Source organism: Gorillibacterium massiliense, assembly GCF_000455485.1.
Lineage (GTDB): Bacteria > Bacillota > Bacilli > Paenibacillales > NBRC-103111 > Gorillibacterium > Gorillibacterium massiliense.
In genome coordinates this window covers 39,321-59,350 of sequence record NZ_CBQR020000177.1, presented here as the reverse complement: position 1 = coordinate 59,350, position 20,030 = coordinate 39,321, and the positions used below count along the sequence as shown (strand labels likewise).

22 protein-coding genes and 1 other annotated feature are annotated in these 20,030 nt (G+C 51.5%); of the genes, 21 read left to right on the top strand and 1 reads right to left on the bottom strand.

What is annotated here, in order from left to right:
- The first annotated feature begins 3 nt into the window (after nucleotides 1-3).
- The 4 genes from TJ79_RS25460 (at nucleotide 4) to TJ79_RS25445 (ending at nucleotide 6,081) form a co-directional block, all read left to right on the top strand.
- Nucleotides 4-888, top strand: a complete 885-nt coding sequence (locus TJ79_RS25460; RefSeq protein WP_040953156.1) for a carbohydrate ABC transporter permease — start codon at nucleotides 4-6, stop codon at nucleotides 886-888.
- A 65-nt stretch (nucleotides 889-953) separates the two neighbouring features.
- A complete protein-coding gene (locus tag TJ79_RS25455) occupies nucleotides 954-2,537 on the top strand; it encodes an ABC transporter substrate-binding protein (protein ID WP_040953155.1) in 1,584 nt (527 codons plus the stop codon).
- Nucleotides 2,538-2,696: 159 nt separating this feature from the next.
- Complete coding sequence (locus TJ79_RS25450) at nucleotides 2,697-4,514, top strand: sensor histidine kinase (protein WP_040953154.1); 1,818 nt, start codon at nucleotides 2,697-2,699, stop codon at nucleotides 4,512-4,514.
- The gene (locus TJ79_RS25445) at nucleotides 4,492-6,081 is read left to right on the top strand and encodes a helix-turn-helix domain-containing protein (protein ID WP_040953153.1); all 1,590 of its coding nucleotides are present in this window, start codon (nucleotides 4,492-4,494) and stop codon (nucleotides 6,079-6,081) included. Before TJ79_RS25450 ends, TJ79_RS25445 begins: the two co-directional genes overlap by 23 nt.
- Nucleotides 6,082-6,153: 72 nt before the next feature.
- On the opposite strand, the gene TJ79_RS25440 is transcribed toward TJ79_RS25445, so the two are convergent.
- The gene (locus TJ79_RS25440; RefSeq protein WP_040953152.1) at nucleotides 6,154-6,549 is read right to left on the bottom strand and encodes a nucleoside triphosphate pyrophosphohydrolase family protein; all 396 of its coding nucleotides are present in this window, start codon (nucleotides 6,547-6,549) and stop codon (nucleotides 6,154-6,156) included.
- A 250-nt stretch (nucleotides 6,550-6,799) separates the two neighbouring features.
- On the opposite strand from TJ79_RS25440, the gene TJ79_RS25435 reads away from it, so the two are divergent.
- The 17 genes from TJ79_RS25435 (at nucleotide 6,800) to rplL (ending at nucleotide 19,959) form a co-directional block, all read left to right on the top strand.
- Complete coding sequence (locus TJ79_RS25435; protein WP_040953151.1) at nucleotides 6,800-7,891, top strand: PIN/TRAM domain-containing protein; 1,092 nt, start codon at nucleotides 6,800-6,802, stop codon at nucleotides 7,889-7,891.
- A gap of 89 nt (nucleotides 7,892-7,980) precedes the next feature.
- Entirely contained in the window at nucleotides 7,981-8,697 is a 717-nt protein-coding gene (gene ispD, locus TJ79_RS25430) for a 2-C-methyl-D-erythritol 4-phosphate cytidylyltransferase (RefSeq protein ID WP_040953150.1), read from the top strand.
- Complete coding sequence (gene ispF, locus TJ79_RS25425; RefSeq protein ID WP_040953149.1) at nucleotides 8,694-9,170, top strand: 2-C-methyl-D-erythritol 2,4-cyclodiphosphate synthase; 477 nt, start codon at nucleotides 8,694-8,696, stop codon at nucleotides 9,168-9,170. The genes ispD and ispF overlap by 4 nt, the downstream gene beginning before the upstream one ends.
- A 215-nt stretch (nucleotides 9,171-9,385) precedes the next feature.
- On the top strand, nucleotides 9,386-10,846 hold the full coding sequence (gene gltX / locus TJ79_RS25420; protein WP_040953148.1) for a glutamate--tRNA ligase: 1,461 nt from the start codon (nucleotides 9,386-9,388) through the stop codon (nucleotides 10,844-10,846).
- A 635-nt stretch (nucleotides 10,847-11,481) separates the two neighbouring features.
- A complete protein-coding gene (gene cysE / locus TJ79_RS25410; RefSeq protein WP_040953146.1) occupies nucleotides 11,482-12,150 on the top strand; it encodes a serine O-acetyltransferase in 669 nt (222 codons plus the stop codon).
- Nucleotides 12,131-13,525, top strand: a complete 1,395-nt coding sequence (gene cysS / locus TJ79_RS25405) for a cysteine--tRNA ligase (RefSeq protein WP_040953145.1) — start codon at nucleotides 12,131-12,133, stop codon at nucleotides 13,523-13,525. The genes cysE and cysS overlap by 20 nt, the downstream gene beginning before the upstream one ends.
- A gap of 5 nt (nucleotides 13,526-13,530) precedes the next feature.
- Nucleotides 13,531-14,004: a Mini-ribonuclease 3 gene (locus TJ79_RS25400; protein ID WP_040953144.1), complete on the top strand. Its 474-nt coding sequence runs from the start codon at nucleotides 13,531-13,533 to the stop codon at nucleotides 14,002-14,004.
- Nucleotides 14,005-14,081: 77 nt separating this feature from the next.
- Nucleotides 14,082-14,822: a 23S rRNA (guanosine(2251)-2'-O)-methyltransferase RlmB gene (rlmB, locus tag TJ79_RS25395; RefSeq protein WP_040953143.1), complete on the top strand. Its 741-nt coding sequence runs from the start codon at nucleotides 14,082-14,084 to the stop codon at nucleotides 14,820-14,822.
- An 18-nt stretch (nucleotides 14,823-14,840) separates the two neighbouring features.
- Entirely contained in the window at nucleotides 14,841-15,365 is a 525-nt protein-coding gene (locus TJ79_RS25390) for an NYN domain-containing protein (RefSeq protein WP_040953142.1), read from the top strand.
- 113 nt (nucleotides 15,366-15,478) lie between these two features.
- Nucleotides 15,479-16,120: an RNA polymerase sporulation sigma factor SigH gene (gene sigH / locus TJ79_RS25385; protein WP_040953141.1), complete on the top strand. Its 642-nt coding sequence runs from the start codon at nucleotides 15,479-15,481 to the stop codon at nucleotides 16,118-16,120.
- A gap of 325 nt (nucleotides 16,121-16,445) precedes the next feature.
- Nucleotides 16,446-16,595 carry a 50S ribosomal protein L33 gene (gene rpmG, locus TJ79_RS25380; protein ID WP_040953140.1) on the top strand — a complete coding sequence of 50 codons (150 nt, stop codon included), beginning with the start codon at nucleotides 16,446-16,448 and terminating at the stop codon, nucleotides 16,593-16,595.
- A 41-nt stretch (nucleotides 16,596-16,636) separates the two neighbouring features.
- Nucleotides 16,637-16,831, top strand: coding sequence for a preprotein translocase subunit SecE (gene secE, locus TJ79_RS25375; protein WP_040953170.1), 195 nt, complete (start codon nucleotides 16,637-16,639; stop codon nucleotides 16,829-16,831).
- A 19-nt stretch (nucleotides 16,832-16,850) separates the two neighbouring features.
- The gene (gene nusG / locus TJ79_RS25370) at nucleotides 16,851-17,384 is read left to right on the top strand and encodes a transcription termination/antitermination protein NusG (RefSeq protein WP_040953139.1); all 534 of its coding nucleotides are present in this window, start codon (nucleotides 16,851-16,853) and stop codon (nucleotides 17,382-17,384) included.
- A gap of 190 nt (nucleotides 17,385-17,574) precedes the next feature.
- On the top strand, nucleotides 17,575-18,000 hold the full coding sequence (rplK, locus tag TJ79_RS25365) for a 50S ribosomal protein L11 (RefSeq protein ID WP_040953138.1): 426 nt from the start codon (nucleotides 17,575-17,577) through the stop codon (nucleotides 17,998-18,000).
- Between the two features lie 56 nt (nucleotides 18,001-18,056).
- The gene (gene rplA / locus TJ79_RS25360; RefSeq protein ID WP_040953137.1) at nucleotides 18,057-18,749 is read left to right on the top strand and encodes a 50S ribosomal protein L1; all 693 of its coding nucleotides are present in this window, start codon (nucleotides 18,057-18,059) and stop codon (nucleotides 18,747-18,749) included.
- 46 nt (nucleotides 18,750-18,795) lie between these two features.
- Nucleotides 18,796-18,948: a sequence feature (ribosomal protein L10 leader region), on the top strand.
- A 67-nt stretch (nucleotides 18,949-19,015) separates the two neighbouring features.
- Nucleotides 19,016-19,513 carry a 50S ribosomal protein L10 gene (rplJ, locus tag TJ79_RS25355; protein ID WP_040953136.1) on the top strand — a complete coding sequence of 166 codons (498 nt, stop codon included), beginning with the start codon at nucleotides 19,016-19,018 and terminating at the stop codon, nucleotides 19,511-19,513.
- Nucleotides 19,514-19,596: 83 nt separating this feature from the next.
- Complete coding sequence (gene rplL, locus TJ79_RS25350; protein WP_040953135.1) at nucleotides 19,597-19,959, top strand: 50S ribosomal protein L7/L12; 363 nt, start codon at nucleotides 19,597-19,599, stop codon at nucleotides 19,957-19,959.
- The last annotated feature ends 71 nt before the right edge of the window (nucleotides 19,960-20,030 follow it).

Below are 20,030 nucleotides of genomic sequence, written 5' to 3'. Positions count from 1 at the left end.
AAAATGGAGAGCAAAAAGAAAACGCCTATATTCCTGCATATTTTGTTCATACTGATCGCCCTCTCGACGATCCTGCCGCTCTTGCTCGTTATCATTGTATCGATTACAGATGAGCACACCATCCAAGTCAACGGGTATTCCTTTTTTCCGGAAAAGATCAGTTTTGAAGCCTACCGCTATCTGTTTCTGGATTCTGGCACTGTCCTGCGGGCTTACGGTGTATCCATCTACGTCACGATTGTCGGCACCGTGGTAGGGCTCTTGATGTGCGCCTTGCTGGCGTATCCTATATCCCGCCGAGATTTTCCGGCCCATAACAAGCTGGCGTTTTACGTGTTTTTCACGATGCTGTTCAACGGTGGGTTGGTTCCTTGGTATCTCGTCTTCACGAAAATCTTGCATATGAAGGATTCCTTATGGGGGTTAATTATCCCGGGGCTGCTCTTGAATGGCTTCTATGTCCTCATCATGCGCACCTTTTTCAGTACATCGATTCCGACGCCGATTATCGAGTCAGCCTATATGGATGGCGCCGGGGAATTCCGTATCTTTTTCCAGATCGTGCTACGGCTCTCTTCGCCGGTTTTGGCGACCATCGGGTTGTTTTACACCATTGGGTATTGGAACGACTGGTTCAACAGTCTTGTGTACTTGTCGAACCCGAAGCTCTATAGCCTGCAGTATATGCTCAACCGGATCCTGCTCAACATCCAGTTCCTCGTGCAAAATACGCGAAATAACCACGCCGCGGAACAAATGTCGGCCATGCCTACGGAAACGGTGCGGATGGCCATGGCTGTCGTAGGTGTGGGACCGATCATTCTCGCTTACCCGTTCTTCCAGAATTACTTCGTGAAAGGCTTGACGGTAGGCGCTGTGAAAGGATAAAGCCGGACGTACGCCGGTTCTATCATAGATTCCTTTTATAATCTTTATAGTATGGAGGGGTATCAATGGCATTACGGAGAAAAAGTTTGTTAGCTCTTATGTCCATGCTTGTTCTAACTTCCACGGCCCTATACGGCTGTGGGAAGAGCAATGACGAAGCAAGTTCGTCAAAGCCTTCAGCAACCAAAGCGGCTCAAGCGGCCACAACGAATGGAGAGACGTCATCCACACCCACCGGTCCGAAGGCTTCCGATCTGAAGCCCTATAAGCTGATTATGATGTTCCCATCCGGCGTCGTCCCCAAAGATTTGCAAGCGGTTCAAGACGAAATGAACAAATATTTGACTGAAAAAATCAATGCTACCATCGAAATTCGGCCGACGGACTGGGGCGCATGGACGGATAAAACCAACCTACTGTTCGCATCCGGCGACCAATGCGACCTAATGTTCACCGCTTCCTGGTACTACCTCGGGCAGGAAGTATCCAAGGGACAAATCGTTCCGTTGGACGATCTGATCAACCAGTACGGCCCGGATATCAAAAAGGTCCTCGACCCGGCTTACGTAGAAGGCGGAAAGCTGAACGGGAAAATCTACGGCGTCGTCGCCAACAAGGAATTTGCCGCAACCAAAGGCCTCGTCATGCGCAAAGATCTGGTAGACAAATACAAGTTTGATCTTTCCAATGTGAAGAAGCTGGAGGACATAGAGCCGCTCCTTAAGACCATTAAGGAAAACGAGCCGGGCATCGTTCCGCTGCAAGTGAAAAATGACCGTTCCCCGCTCAGCGCCATCACTGGTTACGGAATGTTCGATATGCTGGGTGACGGACCAGGTGTACTGGACCGCACCAGCAACGAATTGAAAGTCATCGACATGTTCGAAACGCCGCAATTCATGGACCTGGCGAAAACGATGCACAAATGGTTCAAGGCCGGATATGTCAATCTGGACGGCGCTACCGTCAAGGATAGCGAGTTCCTGGCTGTGAAAGCCGGCAAAGCCTTTGCCTATGCCGAATCGATGAAGCCTGGCTTCGCCAACCAAGAATCCCGCAACACCGGCATGCCGATGGACGTCGTCGAACTGACCCAGCCTTATACCACCACCGGAGATACCACCAGCGCTATGTTCGCGATTCCCAGCACCTCCAAGGATCCGGCAAGAGCCATGATGTTCTTGAATCTGCTCTATACGGATAAATATTTGCTGAACCTGCTGGATTGGGGCATCGAAGGCAAGCATTATGTGAAGAAGAGCGATAATGTCATCGACTATCCGCAAGGGGTAGATGCCGCTAACGTCGGCTATAACCTCAACCTGCCGTGGATGTTCGGCAACCAGCTCAACTCCTATATCTGGACGACGGAAGATCCGACGATTTGGGATCAATACAAAGCCTTTAACGAAGGCGCACAGAAATCTATTGCTTTGGGTTTCGTATTCGATACGGAAAAGGTGAAAAACCAAATTGCCGCATTGAAAAACATTACCGATGAATTCACTCCCGGAATCTACAGCGGCACCGTCGATCCCGAAGTGTACATCCCCAAGATGGTGGAACGCATGAAAGCCGCCGGTATGGGTGATGTCATGAAGGAAAAGCAGCGCCAGCTTGATGAATGGGCGAAGACGCAAAAGAAATAATCACCTACGGACCTCCCAAGATCCGTCTATTGAGAAGATGGAAATCGTCATGCATTTGTCTCCTGCCAACGGAGGTAATGCAGGGCGATTTTCCGCTGCGTCCGGCAGGCGAAAAGGAATAATGCGGCAATTGCCGAATATGGAGTGAAGGTGCTGATTATGGAAACAAGTGGAAAGCGGGAGAACGCCGTGGGAAAAGGAAAAGGTACCCTTCGCTCCAGAACGATTATCGGCTTCGCGATCATCACCCTGCCGCTTCTAGGATTGCTAACCTGGAATAACCTGTACGCCAAGGAAGTGGTTCATACCCAGGCGGTCACTTCGAATAAAAACCTGCTCTTGATGTACATGAACCAAATCGATCAAACCTTGAATGATTTGAACCTCTATCTGTTGAAGTCCGTCAGCCAGGATGACGACCTGATTCCCCTCAATGCACTCAGCAATGAAGACCCAGACGCCTACATTGCAAAAATCCGTACGATGAACAACTTGTATTTTAACCTGAACTATTACAAAACCGTCGATGCGCTCTTTGCGTACAACGGCAAAAACAACGAATTACTCTTTACCCCCCAGCAAAGTTTGAGTTTCGAGCGGCGGGATTCCATCCGCAACAAATTGGCGCTCCTTCTCCACGACAAGACCGAGCCGGATCTGTTTAAAACATGGAAATTGATCCATTTAGACGATCAATATGCCCTTGTCCGCATCATCGATACGGGTTATTTATCCTACATGGGGGCATGGGTGGACATTAACAAGCTCATGGTCCCCCTCAACCTGCTGCATTTGGGCAATGACGGTGAGGCGTTATTTTTGTCCAAAAACGGGACTCCATTAACGCCCCCCTCCGATTCGAACTTGACTGCCGATCTCAAAACCATCGATTGGGATAGGGCGATGGCAAATCAAACCGACAAGCCCTACCGGATTCTTAACCGGAAGCAAAAGCTCCTCCTGGTCATTCAACCTTCCGGCGTAACCGATCTGCGGCTCGCGGTCATCATCCCGGAGAAAAATCTGATGGAAGGCTTAACCCTCTTCCAGCGCGTCAATTTGTATTTGCCCATCCTAGTAGCCCTCATTTTAGTAGCTTATCTTTTGTTTCTGCAGCGCTATATCCATAAACCGCTTACCCAACTGGTCAATGGGATGCGGCGCATTTATTCCGGCGACTTATCCGCCCGCTTTAAAGACGACGGGCTGCAGGAATTCATGGTCATCGGTGAAACCTTCAACAAGATGGCCCGACAGATCGAAGTGCTCAAGATCGATATCTACGAAGAGCAAATCCGCACTCAGCGCGCGGAATTGAAGCATTTGCAGGCGCAGATACATCCGCACTTTTTTATGAACTCCTTGAATATCGTCTATAGTCTTGCGGAAACCCGCAATTATGAACTGATCCAACAGCTATCAGTGCATCTGGTCAAATACTTCCGCTCATCTATCCGCACTCACTTGTCTTCGGTGACGCTGACGGAGGAATTGGAGCATGTGTACAGTTATCTATCTATCCAAAAGATGCGTTTTCCCGAAGCCCTCACGTTTTCCATCGAGATGGACCAGGAGGCGGGGGACTGCCAGATTCCACCATCCACCATTCAACCTTTGGTGGAAAACGCAATTATTCACGGATTCAGCATCCGCCCGAATGCGCCCTTCCACATCTGCATTCGAGCCGCGGTGGAGGAAAGCGTGCCGGACAAATTGTTCCTCGAGGTGAGGGATAACGGTAAAGGCTTTTCTCCGGAGAAGCTTGCGCTGATGGAGTCGATCATAACCGAGGAAGAACCCATTGGAAATCATATCGGCCTGTGGAATGTTCTGCGCCGCTGTAGGTTGTTTTATAAAGAGCAAGTTGAAATCGATTTTATTAACGACAAGGAACAGGGAGGCGTCGTGGTTCTCCGGGTGCCTAGACAAACACGAAACGAAGAGAGGGATGGGGTTGTACAGAGCGCTGTTGGTTGACGATGAGATCTTTGCCGTAAAAGCTATGGTGTCGGGGGTGAATTGGGCGGGACTGGGCATCTGCGAGGTATATGAAGCCTTCCATGCTCAAGACGCCCGGGAGAAGCTGGAGCAAGCTCCTATCGACCTTGTCATCTGTGATATCGAAATGCCGGAGGAAAACGGTTTGGAGCTAGCATCGTGGATCAAATCTCAATTTCCGGATACGATGACGATTTTCCTCACCTGCCACGCGGATTTTGCTTTTGCCCAGAAAGCTATACAGTTGGGCAGCTTCGACTATTTGCTCAAGCCGGTTATCTACAAGGAATTGGCAGAGGTTGTAGGTAGGGCGCTGAATGCTTTAGAGGAGCGTCAGGAAACGAAGCGCAACTCGGATCAACTGCAGAAATTCCTTGAGCAGAAAAAGCCGGCGCTGATCGAACGCTTTTGGCAGGATATTTTGAGCCAGCGCTTATTGCCCAACTCCGCCACCTTCCAAGCGGCATCTGTGGATTATCAGCTTCCCCTTGGAGCCGAGTATCCGCTGCAGATGATTCTGATCAGCGTAGAGAAATGGATGCGGCCATTTAACGCCCGGGATGAGGAGATTATGCTCTTTGCCCTGCGCAACGCTGCGGAGGAGATCATCGTCGGCAGCCAGTGCGGCCATGTGGTGGAGGACAGCAGAGGCAATATCGTGATTTTGCTCTACGGAGACGGCGTTAACGGCCAGCCCGAGGCAGAAAGCGTAATGCAGACCAGATGCGCGACGTACATGGAAGCGTGTAACCGTCATTTTTACTGCCAGCTTTCCTGTTATATCGGGTTGTCCGGACAGATGGGGCAGATCATGAAGGGCTATCACGGCTTGCTGGCGTGGGAGCAGCGCAATGTGGTGCAGAGGAATAGCGTGCTGCTGCTTAGCCAGCTAAGGGATCATGACCGGCGGGATGAGACTGTACTCTCCTTGATGGATTGGACGGATTGGTTTGAGAATGGTGAGGTTGAGGTTCTGCACCGGCTGACAGATGAAACTTTGGATCATATCGCGGAGCAGCAAGGAACCCATGACATGCTTTTGGCGGTTTATCACAGCTTTCTGCAAGTGGTCTATTACGTCCTTCATCGCAAAGGCATCGACGCTCAGCAAATTTATAAAGACCCGGCGTTTTCCGGCATAGAGGACGTCACGAATTCCATCGATGATTTGAAAAACTGGATGAAGATGATGAACGTGACGGTGATAAACATTCTGTCGGCCAAACGCACCACCAGCTCCATCGTGCTGAAGCTCCAGTCGTATATCAAGGAGAATCTCCATGTCGATTTCTCCAGGGAGGATTTGGCGGAGTACGTTTTCCTGAACCCAGCCTATGTCTCCCGTTTGTTCCGCAAAGAAACAGGGGTTTCCCTTTCGGATTACATTCTCCAGGAGAGAATGGATACGGCGGCTGATCTGCTGCAGAACACCGATCAGACCGTGAGCCAGATTGCCGTCCAACTAGGCTACGGGAACTTTTCCCACTTCGCACGCATGTTCAAGCGAGTTTATCATGTGGCGCCAAACGAATACCGAAAAAAATGAAAAAGGCTGCCTTTTCGTCTCATGGACGATCGGGCAGCCATTTCTTTGGTTATGCGTCATAAAGGAAGGCGCTCAAGACATATTGAAAAAGCCGAGGGTCGAGCAGCGCTTCGATTCTTGTTCCAATACGGTTTCCAAATTGATGCCCAGCAGGTTGCAAAGGGAAGCGGTATAGAAAAGGTTGCGGCCGATTTCCGCCGAAATAATCTCCGTACAGTTTTCGCAGAGCTCGCCAGCCATATGGGTATCCAGCAGCTTTTTGGCGTCTTCGATGGTCATTTCCGTGGAATAGTGCTGTTTGCCAGCATGAACCTGAATGCACCCGCATTCGGTTATGCCTTTGGCTACAGAGCGCTGAACAGCCGCTCCGGATTGGGTATATTTTGACAAAACGTCAAGCAGGCTGCGATGCCGCAATAGCAGTTCGGATACCTGATCCTGAAATTGCTTCAAGCTAAGCGAGTTCATTTCCTTCACCCCAACGAAAGGATTTACAGTTAAGCTTATTATATCGGAACGGTATGACGAATTCAATTTCCATCTTTGCCGCCCCGCAGGTTTAACGCCCACGTTCATGGACCATACTGGTAAAAAGCAAATGGCCGAAGGGCTGGGTTTATGCCCGCCTCTGCCACGAGAGCGATCGGAACGAGATCAGCTTGGGACAGGTCCGCATGGTTCGTTTGCTTTATGGCGTTAATTTTCGGAGGTGATGAAGATGAAAAAATGGATCATTATGACGGTAACACTTTTGGGAGCGGTTCTTGGCTATGGATGGAGTAAGCCATTATGTGATCTGCTGAAGGATTCTCTCGGCATTCGCCTTGGTGGAACTTTCGGGATACAGAGCCTGTTAATGGCGGGGCTTATGGCCCTGTTATTTTTAGCAACGGCGTCGCTTATGGCGGAAACGGTCATCCGGTTCATCAGACAAAGCGAAAACAAGCTGCTCAGCATTCCATCGTCGGATTTTGCTGCAGGTCTATCCGGGCTGCTTCTGGGGCTGACTATGGCGGCGCTATTATATCCGGTGCTGCATACGGCAGGAGGCGGGGTATTTGTACCAGGTTTGGTGACTGCCCTTCTCGGTGTATTGGGCTATCGGATCGGATATGCAAAACGGGAGGAAATGGCGGGTTTTATTGCGATTGCGGCAAAGGGCGGATTTTTGAAGAACCAGGAAAAGGAACGGAAATCTCCGGAAGAACATAAGATTCTGGATACCAGCGTTATCATAGACGGCCGAATCGCCGATATTTGCAAAACCGGCTTTATTGAAGGCACGCTCGTTATTCCGGGTTTTGTGCTGGAAGAATTGCAGCATATCGCTGATTCCTCCGACCTTTTGAAGCGCAATCGGGGACGCCGGGGGCTCGACATTCTGAATAAAATCCAGAAGGAGCTGGACGTAAAGGTTCTGATCTATGAAGGGGATTTCGAGGAAATTTCCGAAGTGGACAGCAAACTGGTGCGTCTCGCCAAGGTGCTTCACGGCAAAGTGATCACCAACGACTTCAATCTTAATAAAGTATGCGAGCTGCAGGGCGTCTCGGTCTTGAATATCAATGACTTGGCCAATGCGGTGAAGCCGGTGGTGCTGCCGGGGGAAGAAATCGTCGTGCAGGTCATCAAAGACGGCAAGGAACATGGCCAGGGGGTCGCCTATCTGGACGACGGCACCATGATAGTCGTCGAGGGAGGCCGTGATTTCATCGGAACGACGATGGAGGTCATGGTCACCAGCGTGCTGCAAACCTCTGCGGGGCGGATGATCTTCGCCAAGCCGAAATTGTTGGAAAAAGCCCAATAAAACGATTATCATAGAGACGAGCCTCCGCCTTGCGGAGCCGTTCTTTACGTTATAACCGAAATTGCTTTGGGCGGGGGATTGAAATCATCATGAATGATTCGTTCGGTGTGGTTGTCGTAGCGGCGGGACGTGGTTCGCGGATGGGGACTCCGGAGAGCAAGCAGTTTCTGACGGTAGGCGGCCTGCCGATTCTTGTACATACACTGAAAGTCTTCGAATCCATTCCGGAAGCTGCGGATATCGTGCTGGTCACGGGTGCTGCAGATGTCGACCGCTGCCGCGATTACGTCAGGGAGTACAGCCTTACGAAAGTGAAAGCGGTTCTGGCTGGCGGCGCCGAGCGTCAGATTTCCGTCCGGCTTGGACTTGCTGCTTTACCTGAAGAAACGGATTGGGTGCTGGTTCACGATGGGGTTCGTCCATTTGTTCAGGCTCCCGAAATCCTTGCCTGTTGGCGGGAAGCTCAGTTAACCGGCGGCGCGGTTCTTGCCGTTCCGGTCAAGGATACGATCAAAGTGGTAGATTCGTCCGGCATGATCCAACACTCACCGGAGCGGCGAAGCTTGTGGGCGATGCAAACCCCGCAGGCTTTTCGCTTTTCCCTGCTCCGGGAAGCCCATGAGCGGGCTTTGCGGGATGGCTTTCTCGGCACCGATGACGTGAGCTTGTTAGAGCGGATCGGAGCACCGGTTCGCGTGGTGGAAGGACGTTACGATAATATTAAAATTACGACGCCTGAGGATTTGAAGTGGGCGGAAGCTTTTTTGGCAGACAGCCAAGAGGGAGAGGGGACGGGAGAATCATGATTCGGATCGGTCAAGGCTATGACGTTCACCAGTTGGTGGAAGGACGCAAATGCATCATCGGCGGAGTGGAGATTCCTTTTGAAAAGGGACTTTTGGGCCACTCCGATGCGGACGTGCTGCTGCACGCCGTCACCGACGCTGTTTTGGGAGCGCTGGCTCTCGGGGATATCGGCAAGCATTTTCCCGATACGGCTGTGGAATTCAAGGATGCGGACAGCTTGAAGCTGCTTGAGCATGTGTGGGGATTGGCGAAAGAAAAAGGCTACAAGCTGGGCAACCTGGACTGCACCATCATCGCCCAGCGGCCGAAAATGGCGCCGCATATTCCGGCTATGGCGGAGATTATCGCGAAGGCGCTGGAAGCCGATGCGGATGCTGTCAACGTCAAGGCGACGACGACGGAGAGGCTGGGCTTTACCGGCAGAGAAGAAGGAATCGCCGCCCAAGCGGTGGTCTGTCTTTTGAAAATGTGAAAACTGTGCTATTATAGCCACACATGCCGCTTGCGCGGCAATAGCGAATGTGTGAAAAATAGGCATAGCCGTCCGAAATCAACCGTCGTTTATCGATGGTTTTTTCGGGATAGCGTGTAAATCTGTATCACAAGAAAAATAACCTTTATACGCGGTCTGGCTTCTTTGAATATACATCGATAGATGTTTTTCTTATAGAGAAAGGGGTATCACTTATGAGTGAAAATTTACGCGTACGCTACGCGCCGAGTCCCACCGGACATCTGCATATTGGCGGCGCCCGCACGGCCTTATTCGATTATTTGCTGGCACGCCGCTTCGGCGGCCAATTTGTCGTCCGCTTTGAGGATACGGATCAAACGCGGCATAAAGAATCCGGCATTCAAGATCAGCTGGACGGTCTGAAATGGCTCGGCCTCGATTGGGATGAAAGCGTCGATATCGGCGGTCCTTACGGTCCTTATCGGCAAACGGAACGTTTGGATTTGTATCGTCCCTTCACCGAAAAAATGCTGGCCGAAGGCACGGCTTATCATTGTTACTGTTCGGAGGAAGAACTGGAGCAGGAACGGGCCGAGCAGGAAGCAAGCGGCGCTACCTTGGGGTATTCGGGGCGTTGCCGTCATTTGACGGCGGAGCAAATCGCTGCTTTTAAGGCGGAAGGCCGTAAACCGACGGTGCGCTTTAAGGTTCCCGCCGGCCGGACTATCGCTTTTGAGGATAAAATCCGCGGCCATGTGGAATTCGGCACCGATGACATTCAAGATTTCATCATCGCCCGGCCAGACGGCATTCCCATGTACAACTTCGCCGTTATTCTCGATGACTACTTGATGAAGATCAATCTGGTCATTCGCGGGGAAGAGCATCTGACCAATACCCCCCGGCAAATTTTGCTGTATGAAGCTTTGGGTATGCCTGTTCCGGAATTTGCCCACGTTTCCCTTATCCTGAACCAGGACCGGAAGAAAATGAGCAAACGGGACGAGACGACTCTGCAGTTCATGAACCAGTACAACGAAAAGGGCTATCTGCCTGAGGCTGTATTGAACTTCATCGTTCTGTTGGGCTGGTCCCCTGTTGGTGAACAGGAAATCTTCAGTAAGGAAGAGTTGATTGCTCAGTTCGATCTGGATCGGGTGTCCAAGAGTCCGGCGGTCTTCGATATGGAAAAGCTCAACTGGATGAACGGTCATTATATGAAATCGGCCGATCCGGAGCGGATCGTGGCGATCTGTCTGCCCCATCTGCAAAAAGCAGGCTATCTGCCGGAGATTCTGACAGACGAACAGCGGGCATGGGCAACTTCCCTGATCAAGCTGAACCAAGAGAAAATGCAATTCGGGGAGCAAATCGTCGAGCTGTCTGAGCTCTTTTTCCGGGATCATGTGGAGATTGAGGACGAAGAAGCGAAGGCGATCCTCACCGAGGAATCCGCACCTGTCGTTCTGCGCAGCTTTCTGGCCCAGATCGAGCAAGCAGAAGAGTTGACGGCGGAAACCGTTAAGGCGCTGTTGAAAAACGTGCAGAAGGAAACGGGCTACAAAGGCAAGCCTTTGTTCATGGCAACACGGGTTGCTCTTACCGGCCAAATGCACGGACCGGATCTTAACGAAACCGTTGCATTGCTCGGTCGGGAAAAAGTGACAAACCGGCTCTCCAGCCTGTTGTCATAAGAGCGAGAATTGGCTATACTTAGCGCAATAGTACCTGCCCGGGTGCGGAATCGATTCGGGCATATGTGGAATAAGAATGAATGCGTTGACCGGGAAAGTACTCCGGACGGAAGCGCACAGAGAGGATATTCTTCGAGGCTGCAAAGTCCCGTTGGCTGTGAAATATCCCGCTTCCGCTGGATGGAAATGCACCCGCGAGCAGCAGAGTCGAAAGGACCACCGTAGACTTTGCCGGGTTGCTCCGATAAAAGCCGATGAGGGAAGACCTGAGTCGCAGACAGGGGGACGAATCGTCCGGTCTGCTATCCCGTCGCTTGGTATGACTAACGTTCAAACGTTGGCATCCGGGCTTTTTAGCGGGAAAAGGGCTTCCAAGCAGAGTGGAACCGCGCGAAATGGATCAGCGCCTCTGCAGCCTGATGGGCTGTTGAGGCGCTTTTTTTCGTTTTTTCACTTCATAAGAATTTATTAATGGCATTTATAGTACGTCCGCTATGGTAAACGCTGCTCTTCCTGGCATTGGGTTCCCGAAAAGTACCTGAATAAGCTTCATCAGGACTGGCTTCACTTTTTGGGGTTCGGTGTCGGCATTAGCCGCTAATCCTTGTGATCCTATGAATAGGTTGGTGAATAGCATGTTTGCACGTATCCGCTCCGATGTCCGTGCCGTTTTTGACAACGATCCGGCGGCTCGCAGCGTTTTTGAAGTCATCTTCACCTACTCGGGGATCCATGCCATCTGGATGTATCGGATTGCCCATTGGTTTTACCGCCATCATCGCTATTCTATTGCCCGTAGTATCTCCCAGTTTAGCCGCTTCATGACGGGAATCGAGATACACCCCGGAGCGAGAATCGGAGAGCGGCTGTTCATCGACCACGGCATGGGCATCGTCATCGGGGAAACCTGCGAAATCGGCAACGACGTAGTACTGTTTCAAGGAGTTACCCTTGGCGGTACAGGAAAAGAGAAAGGAAAGCGGCATCCTACTGTAGGGAATAATGTGGTGGTCGGCTCCGGAGCGAAGGTGCTCGGGTCCTTCCGGGTCGGCGATGGAGCGCGTATCGGCGCCAACGCGGTGGTGTTGAGCGAGGTTCCATCCAACAGCACGGTAGTCGGAAACCCGGGGCGGGTGGTCAAGCGGGACGGCGTCCGCGTCGAGCGGTTGAACCATACGGATATGCCGGACCCGGTCACGGATGTTTGCCGGAGCCTGCAGCAGCAAATAGATGAGTTAAAGAAAGAGCTGGAGCGGGAACGAGCCAGCAGAGGGAGTCAGTACGATGACGTTAAAAATATTTAATAGTCTAAGCCGGTCCAAAGAGGAGTTTAAATCCATCGAACCGGGAAAAGTGACCATGTACGTATGCGGTCCGACCGTTTACGATTACATCCATATCGGGAACGCCCGGCCGGTGATCGTATTCGATACGGTCCGGAGATACTTGCAAACAATCGGCTACGAGGTACGGTACGTCACCAACTTAACCGACGTGGACGACAAGCTGATCCGCAAATCCGAGAATACCGGCGAACCTGTCCCCGTGATCGCGGACAAATACGTTGCCGCCTTTTTGGAGGATTCGGCAGGGCTTGGGGTGAAAGATACGATCCATCCCCGGGTGACGGAAAACATGGATGAGATCATCGCTTTCATCGCCGGACTTGTTGAGAAGGGCATCGCTTATGAGAAGGGAGGGGACGTCTTTTTCCGTACCCGGCAGTTCCCGAAATACGGGCAAATCTCCCACAAAAACTTCGATGAATTGCAGTACGGTATCCGCATTGAGGTGGACGAGCGGAAAGAAAGTCCGCAGGATTTCGTCTTGTGGAAGGCGGCTAAGCCCGGAGAAATCAAGTGGTCCAGCCCTTGGGGCGAAGGGCGCCCCGGCTGGCATATCGAATGCTCTGCCATGGCGGAAAAGTATTTGGGCATTACCATCGACATTCACGGCGGCGGACAGGATTTGGAGTTTCCCCATCACGAGTGCGAGGCGGCACAGTCGGAAGCCCTGCACGGTCATCCGCTGGCCAACTATTGGATGCACAACGGCTATCTCAATATCAATAATGAAAAGATGTCCAAATCCTTGGGCAACGGTCTGCGTGTGAAGGATATTTTGACTCGCACCTCGGGAGCAGCCGTCCGTTTCGCCATCTTGTCCGCCCACTACCGCAATCCGCTCAATTATAGCGATGAGGTATTGCATCAGGCGGAGGCGGGAGTCGAACGGCTGGGAAACAGCGTCGCCAACGTACGGCACCGATTGTCCGCTGCAATTCCGGGAGAAAAGAACGAAGATTTGGCGACGGCCGTCGAAGCCGCTCTTGCCCTTTTTAGCGAGCGGATGAATGACGACTTCAACACTGCCGATGCGATCACTGCCATGTTTGAACTGGCTGCTGCTGCCAACCGTTACCTGCAGGAAGAGCGCACATCCAAAGGTATGCTGGAGCTGATTCTCGATGCTTTTGAGCAAATGGACGGCGTACTCGGAATATTGCCAGCAGCAGAAGAGGAGCTTGGAGATGCGGAAATCGATAAGCTCATCGAAGAGCGTACTGCTGCCCGCAAAGCGAAGGAGTGGGCCCGAGCCGATGAAATTCGGGATATTTTGACGGAGAAGGGGATTATTCTGGAGGATACGCCTCAAGGCTTGCGGTGGCGGAGGAAGTGAGAGCGATGACGGACTCAGACAACCTTTCTCTGTTTTTCTTCGCTCCCGCCAAGGAACCGAAGCTGATGAATCCGCTCGCTCTTGCGTACATCGGGGATGCGGTCTACGATCTGTTTATCCGCCAGTACGTGACCTCGCAGCCGAACCATCGGCCGAACCATCTGCACCGGGAAGCGACGCGCTTTGTGTCGGCTAAAGCTCAGGCCAAGGCCCTTGCTTCTATAATGCCGCTTTTAAATGAGGAAGAACTCGATATCGTACGCCGCGGCCGCAACGCCAAATCGGGTACGGTTCCGAAAAATACCGATGTGCAAGTTTACCGTCACGGCACCGCCTTCGAATGTCTTATTGGGTTCCTGTATTACCGCAAGGAATTTGCCCGTTTGCAGGAAATTATGATGGCCAGTCTCGACCCGGTAAGCATTTCAAGCGAACAAAGCGGTCAGAAAGTTCCGGAGGAAACCGGAGAGAACGAGTAACGGGATAGGCTACTATACAAGTTGAACAACAAATGGTATAACAGTCGAAAGCTTCATCCCGATCTGGAGGTTACATTATGGAAGAATATATTGCTGGCAAGCATTCAGTGTTGGAGGCGTTCCGTTCCGGTCGTGCCATCCACAAGGTGTGGATTGCCGAAGGCGCTCAGAAGCATATGACCCAGCCCATCTTGGCAGAAGCGAAAAGGCTTGGCGTCGTCGTCCAAACAGCAGACAAGCGGAAGCTGGATCAAATGGCAGGTGGCGTGCAGCATCAAGGCATCGTCGCCCAGGCAGCTGCTTATGAATACGCCGATCTCGACGAAATCCTCGATAGCGCTGCCGCAAGCGGAGAGCCGCCGTTTCTACTACTGCTCGACGAGATCGAGGACCCCCACAACCTGGGGTCCATCCTAAGAACGGCGGAGTGCACTGGCGTACATGGCGTCGTCATCCCGAAGCGCCGTTCGGCGGGGCTCACCGCCACCGTGTCCAAAACCTCCGCAGGAGCCATCGAGTATGTACCGGTTGCCAAAGTGACCAACCTGGCGCAAACTATCGATGATTTGAAGGAGCGAGGCATTTGGGTAGCAGGCGCAGCTGGCGAGGCGCAGCAGGAAGTCTATACCACCGATCTGCGTATCCCTCTCGCATTGGTCATTGGAAATGAAGGCAAAGGCATCGGTCGGCTGATCCGGGAAAAATGCGATTTTCTCGTGAAGCTCCCCATGTTTGGCAGCATCAATTCCCTTAACGCATCCGTCGCCGCGTCCGTCTTCATGTATGAAGTGGTCCGTCAACGCCGGATTCCGCAATAATTCGGGAGAAGGCCGGCCATGAAGGATTTTTTGATAGTCGATGGCTACAACATAATCGGCGCCTGGCCGGAGCTGGCAAAACTGCGGGATATCCGGTTGGAGGATGCCCGCGACCGGCTCATCGATATTTTGTCAGATTACCAAGGGTTCTCCGGCATGACCGTCTACCTGGTATTTGACGCCCATCAGGTGCCAGGACTTGGCGGCAAGTACGAGCAGAGCAAGCTGCGAATCCTTTATACCCGGGAGAAGGAAACCGCTGACGAGCTCATCGAACGGCTAGTGACGGATTTGGTTGGGCGCCGCAAGCTGATTTATGTCGCCACTTCGGATATGGCGGAACAGCATGTCACCTTCGGAAAAGGCGCTCTGCGTTTACCAGCCCGGGAGCTATTGGTCAAGGTGAAGGAAAGCCGTAAAGAAGTGCGCAAGCAGATCGCGGACGACCGAAAACCGGCGCGCAACACCTTTGACAGCAGGCTCAGCCCGGAGATGAGAAACCTCTTCGAGGACTGGCGCAGAGGGAAGAGCGATAAGTCTTGAATATTTTGGCTATATCCGTTTCCAGCATGTTGACGATAATCCGACCGTTCATGTATACTTAACACATATTTTCAGCAATCGTTGCCTTACAGGCTTAAGCCGGAGGGATTTTGGTGGGTGTTGACCTCAATGAATCAAGAAAGCGGGATATCGCCCAGATGACCGATGAGGACAACGTCGAAGCGGTGCGCGAAGGCAACAGTGAAGCACTGGAGCACTTGATCGGGAAATACAAGAATTTTGTTCGGGCTAAGGCTCGGTCTTATTTCCTTATCGGCGCCGACCGGGAGGATATCGTACAAGAAGGCATGATCGGCCTTTACAAGTCTATTCGCGATTTTCGTGGAGACAAGCTTTCTTCCTTTAAGGCCTTTGCTGAACTGTGCATTACCCGGCAGATCATAACGGCCATCAAAACGGCCACCCGGCAGAAGCATATTCCACTTAATTCCTATGTTTCTCTCGATAAGCCGATTTACGACGAAGATTCGGACCGTACCCTGATGGATATTATTTGCGGGCCGAAAGTGACGGACCCGGAGGAACTCATCATCAACCAGGAGGAGTTCAGCGGCCTGGAGGACAAGATGTCCGAGATCCTCAGCGATTTGGAACGGCGGGTGCTGATGCTCTACTTGGATGGACGTTCCTATCAAGAGATCGCCGTCGATTTGGATCGGCACGTCAAATCCATTGACAACGCGCTGCAGCGGGTCAAACGCAAGCTGGAACGCTATCTCGAAGTTCGGGATTGAACATAACTAGGAAAGTAGGAGCGGTTTCTCAAGTCATCATAGATGACTGCGAGGCCGCTCTTTTTTTCCACTAAAAAGAGTATGCAGGAAAGAAAAGGAGTCTATACTGAGAACGATACTCTCAGCAAGAAGGAAGATAGAAACTCCTTTCGTAGCCTTATTTCACAGCGTGAACTACCATGCGTCTATCTATGGTGACGTAAGCCATTAATTCTTGACACGGTATATGCGGTGTGATAAAGTGTTTTGGGTAACCCTATTTGTCGGAGGCCGTCTCAGGACAATCGGGGTTCTTTAATTCAGGTTGTCTCGGGAGGTGGGTTCCATGCGGGTTATCATTACGTTGGCTTGTACAAGCTGCAAGCAAAGAAACTATACGTCTAACAAAAACAAGCGCAATAATCCGGACCGCTTGGAGAAGAAGAAATATTGCAAATTCTGCAATTCTCATCAGCTTCATCGCGAGACCCGTTAAGGTAAATCGGAGGTGTAGTTGTGGGAAGATTTTTCGCAAGCGTGAAAAAGAGCTTCAAGTCCGCAATGTCTTTCTTTTCCGAAAGCTGGTCGGAATTGCGTAAGGTCAAATGGCCGGGACGGAAAGAGTTGACGAGCTACACCATCGTCGTCATGGGTACGGTGATCGGTGTCGGTCTCTACTTTACCGTTCTTGACGTCATCATTTCCCATTTAGTAGAACTTGTCATTCGCTAAGGGAACCGAGGAGACGAACATGGAGAAGAGATGGTACGTCGTCCATACCTACTCCGGGTATGAGAACAAAGTCAAGGCCAATTTGGAGAAGCGCGTCGAATCTATGAACATGCAGGATAAAATTTTCCGCGTCCTCGTCCCGATGGAAGAGGAATTGGTAAACAAAGACGGGAAGAAGAAAACCGTCATGCGTAAAGTTTACCCCGGATACGTCCTCGTGGAGATGATCCAGACCGACGATTCGTGGTACGTCGTCCGCAATACGCCGGGCGTGACCGGTTTCGTTGGATCCACTGGATCTGGCTCGAAGCCGACTGCGCTATTGCCAGAAGAGGTCGAAGCCATTCTCAAACACATGGGCATGGAAGAGCCGAAGCCGAAAATTGACTTTGAGCTGAAGGAAAACGTTCGCGTAAAAGCCGGTCCTTTCGCCGACTTCGTAGGCTCCATCGAGGAGATTCTCCCCGATAAGAGCAAACTGCGGGTGCACGTTAACATGTTTGGCAGGGAAACCCCGCTTGAGCTTGATTTTACTCAAGTGGAGAAAGTATAGAACGCTCCCTTAGGGGAAGGCCCTCTCGTACGCGGTGGAGCTTTAAGCGTTTTAAGCACCTGGTTTCCGACGGTCTGCTGAACGGGCGGATCGCGTTTTTATGTAAGTCCCGAGTTCACCCTCGTGAATTTGGGGTTCAAGTGGGAGGGTAAGTTCCCGATTACCACATTCTAGCAAGGAGGTATTCTGCATGGCTAAAAAAGTAATCAAAATGGTAAAATTGCAGGTTCCTGCAGGTAAAGCAAATCCTGCTCCGCCTATCGGTCCTGCACTCGGTCAAGCTGGCGTTAACATCATGGCGTTCTGTAAGGAATTCAATGCGCGTACCGCTGATCAAGCCGGTCTTATCATCCCGGTTGAAATCACTGTATTCGAAGACCGTTCCTTTACGTTCATCACCAAGACTCCGCCTGCCGCTGTTCTGCTTCGCGTTGCCGCTGGCATCGAAAAGGGTTCAGGCGAACCGAACAAGAAGAAAGTCGCTACGGTAAAACGCTCCAAAGTGCGCGAAATCGCCGAGCAAAAAATGGAAGACTTGAATGCCGCTTCAGTTGAAGCTGCAATGCGCATGGTTGAAGGCACCGCTCGCAGCATGGGCGTTAGCATCGTCGACTAATCTGCGCAAAATAAGTGGGAGGATATTCCGCTAATACCACGAAGGAGGAACAAGACATGCCAAAGCATGGTAAGAAATATGCAGAAGCGGTCAAGCTGGTTGATCAAGAAGCTCAATACGAGCCGCTTGAAGCCGTAACCGCGGTTAAGAAAGCAGCTAGCGCCAAATTCGACGAAACCGTCGAAGTGGCTGTCCGTCTCGGCGTTGACCCGAGAAAACAAGATCAAGCCGTTCGCGGCGTCGTTGTACTGCCCCACGGGACAGGTAAAACGAAGCGCGTACTGGTATTTGCCAAAGGGGATAAGGCTAAGGAAGCCGAAGCCGCTGGCGCCGACTTTGTCGGAGATCAAGATATGATCAACAAAATTCAGCAAGGCTGGTTCGATTTCGACGTCTGCGTGGCTACGCCTGACATGATGAGCGAAGTCGGTAAACTGGGTCGTCTGCTTGGTGGTAAAGGTCTCATGCCTAACCCGAAAGCCGGCACCGTTACGTTCGACGTGACCAAAGCCGTTCAAGAGATCAAAGCCGGTAAAATTGAATACCGTTTGGATAAAGCGGGTCAAATCCACGCTCCTATCGGTAAAGTTTCCTTCGGGGAACAACAATTGGCTGACAATCTCCGCGAGCTCGTCAACGCCCTGGTTCGTTCCAAACCGGCTGCAGCTAAAGGGGTATACCTGAAGAGCGCCGCTGTTTCGTCCACCATGGGACCGAGCGTAAAACTAAGCCTGCAATCCTTCAGATAATGCTTGACTCGGGAAACCGAATCTGATAATCTGATGTAGGTTTTTCTGAAATTGAATAAAGCTGCCGCAGACAGCAGGTGCCCACAACCTGGGCTTAATATCCTTCCGAGGCGTTTGATAAATGTTCGTGCTTTCCCTTGTGGAAATACGTCAATCTCAAGCCTTCGTGATGTCTCGCGAAGGCTTTTCTATTTCAAACGCGGGATGAAGCGGGCATATGGCCGGATGCTCATCTCGGTATGCAATAAGCTATAGGAGGTGTAATGATGCCAAACGCAAAAGTTTTGGAAGAAAAACAACAGCTGGTCTCGGAAATTTCCAGCAAGTTGAAAGATAGCTCCAGCACCGTAGTGGTTGACTACCGCGGTCTGAACGTATCCCAAGTAACGACGTTGCGGAAGCAACTGCGTGAAGCAGGCGTTGAATTCCAAGTGTTGAAAAACACCGTGGTACGCCGCGCGACGGCAGAAGTGGAATTGTCCGACCTGGACCAATACCTGACCGGACCGACGGCTATCGCTTTCAGTAAGGAAGACGCTGTAGCTCCTGCAAAAATCTTGTCCGAATTCGCCAAGAAAAACGACAAGCTGAATGTTAAAGGCGGCGTTGTAGAAGGTAAAGTAGTCGGCTATGATCAAATCAAAGCTCTGGCGGATCTTCCGTCCCGCGAAGGCCTTCTGTCCATGTTGCTGTCCGTACTGCAAGCTCCTGTGCGCAACTTTGCCCTTGCGGTTAAAGCTGTTGCCGAGAAGCAAGAAGCGTAATCCGATTACGCACCTAACGCAGGCTGCTTGAAGCGGCTGCGATGCATCCAATCAAACTATATGAATAATGGAGGTTCAAACCCATGAGCAAAGAGCAAATCTTGGAAGCCATTAAAGGCATGACGATTTTGGAACTGAACGACCTGGTAAAAGCAATCGAAGAAGAATTCGGCGTAACTGCCGCTGCCCCTGTAGCCGTTGGCGGCGCTGTAGCTGTAGCTGAAGTTGAAGAGCAATCCGAATTCGACGTTATCCTGGCTAACGCCGGCGCGTCCAAAATCAACGTTATCAAAGCCGTTCGCGAAATCACCGGTCTCGGCCTGAAAGAAGCGAAAGATCTGGTTGACGGCGCTCCTAAGCCGATCAAAGAAAAAGTTTCCAAAGAAGACGCAGAAGGCATCAAAGCCAAGCTGGAAGCAGCTGGCGCTGTTGTAGAAGTTAAGTAATTGCCATAAAATCCCCTTGAGGAATCGCGAGGCTGGCCGTTTGCGAAAGCGAAGGCGGCGGTCTTGCCCTC

What these genes read in the sequence shown, in the direction of transcription:
- TJ79_RS25460 (WP_040953156.1), top strand. Translation starts at nt 4, where the DNA reads ATGGAGAGCAAAAAGAAAACGCCTATATTCCTGCATATTTTGTTCATA.
- TJ79_RS25455 (WP_040953155.1), top strand. Translation starts at nt 954, where the DNA reads ATGGCATTACGGAGAAAAAGTTTGTTAGCTCTTATGTCCATGCTTGTT.
- TJ79_RS25450 (WP_040953154.1), top strand. Translation starts at nt 2,697, where the DNA reads ATGGAAACAAGTGGAAAGCGGGAGAACGCCGTGGGAAAAGGAAAAGGT.
- TJ79_RS25440 (WP_040953152.1), bottom strand. Translation starts at nt 6,549, where the DNA reads ATGAACTCGCTTAGCTTGAAGCAATTTCAGGATCAGGTATCCGAACTG.
- TJ79_RS25435 (WP_040953151.1), top strand. Translation starts at nt 6,800, where the DNA reads ATGAAAAAATGGATCATTATGACGGTAACACTTTTGGGAGCGGTTCTT.
- ispD (WP_040953150.1), top strand. Translation starts at nt 7,981, where the DNA reads ATGAATGATTCGTTCGGTGTGGTTGTCGTAGCGGCGGGACGTGGTTCG.
- ispF (WP_040953149.1), top strand. Translation starts at nt 8,694, where the DNA reads ATGATTCGGATCGGTCAAGGCTATGACGTTCACCAGTTGGTGGAAGGA.
- gltX (WP_040953148.1), top strand. Translation starts at nt 9,386, where the DNA reads ATGAGTGAAAATTTACGCGTACGCTACGCGCCGAGTCCCACCGGACAT.
- cysE (WP_040953146.1), top strand. Translation starts at nt 11,482, where the DNA reads ATGTTTGCACGTATCCGCTCCGATGTCCGTGCCGTTTTTGACAACGAT.
- cysS (WP_040953145.1), top strand. Translation starts at nt 12,131, where the DNA reads ATGACGTTAAAAATATTTAATAGTCTAAGCCGGTCCAAAGAGGAGTTT.
- TJ79_RS25400 (WP_040953144.1), top strand. Translation starts at nt 13,531, where the DNA reads ATGACGGACTCAGACAACCTTTCTCTGTTTTTCTTCGCTCCCGCCAAG.
- rlmB (WP_040953143.1), top strand. Translation starts at nt 14,082, where the DNA reads ATGGAAGAATATATTGCTGGCAAGCATTCAGTGTTGGAGGCGTTCCGT.
- TJ79_RS25390 (WP_040953142.1), top strand. Translation starts at nt 14,841, where the DNA reads ATGAAGGATTTTTTGATAGTCGATGGCTACAACATAATCGGCGCCTGG.
- rpmG (WP_040953140.1), top strand. Translation starts at nt 16,446, where the DNA reads ATGCGGGTTATCATTACGTTGGCTTGTACAAGCTGCAAGCAAAGAAAC.
- nusG (WP_040953139.1), top strand. Translation starts at nt 16,851, where the DNA reads ATGGAGAAGAGATGGTACGTCGTCCATACCTACTCCGGGTATGAGAAC.
- rplK (WP_040953138.1), top strand. Translation starts at nt 17,575, where the DNA reads ATGGCTAAAAAAGTAATCAAAATGGTAAAATTGCAGGTTCCTGCAGGT.
- rplA (WP_040953137.1), top strand. Translation starts at nt 18,057, where the DNA reads ATGCCAAAGCATGGTAAGAAATATGCAGAAGCGGTCAAGCTGGTTGAT.
- rplJ (WP_040953136.1), top strand. Translation starts at nt 19,016, where the DNA reads ATGCCAAACGCAAAAGTTTTGGAAGAAAAACAACAGCTGGTCTCGGAA.
- rplL (WP_040953135.1), top strand. Translation starts at nt 19,597, where the DNA reads ATGAGCAAAGAGCAAATCTTGGAAGCCATTAAAGGCATGACGATTTTG.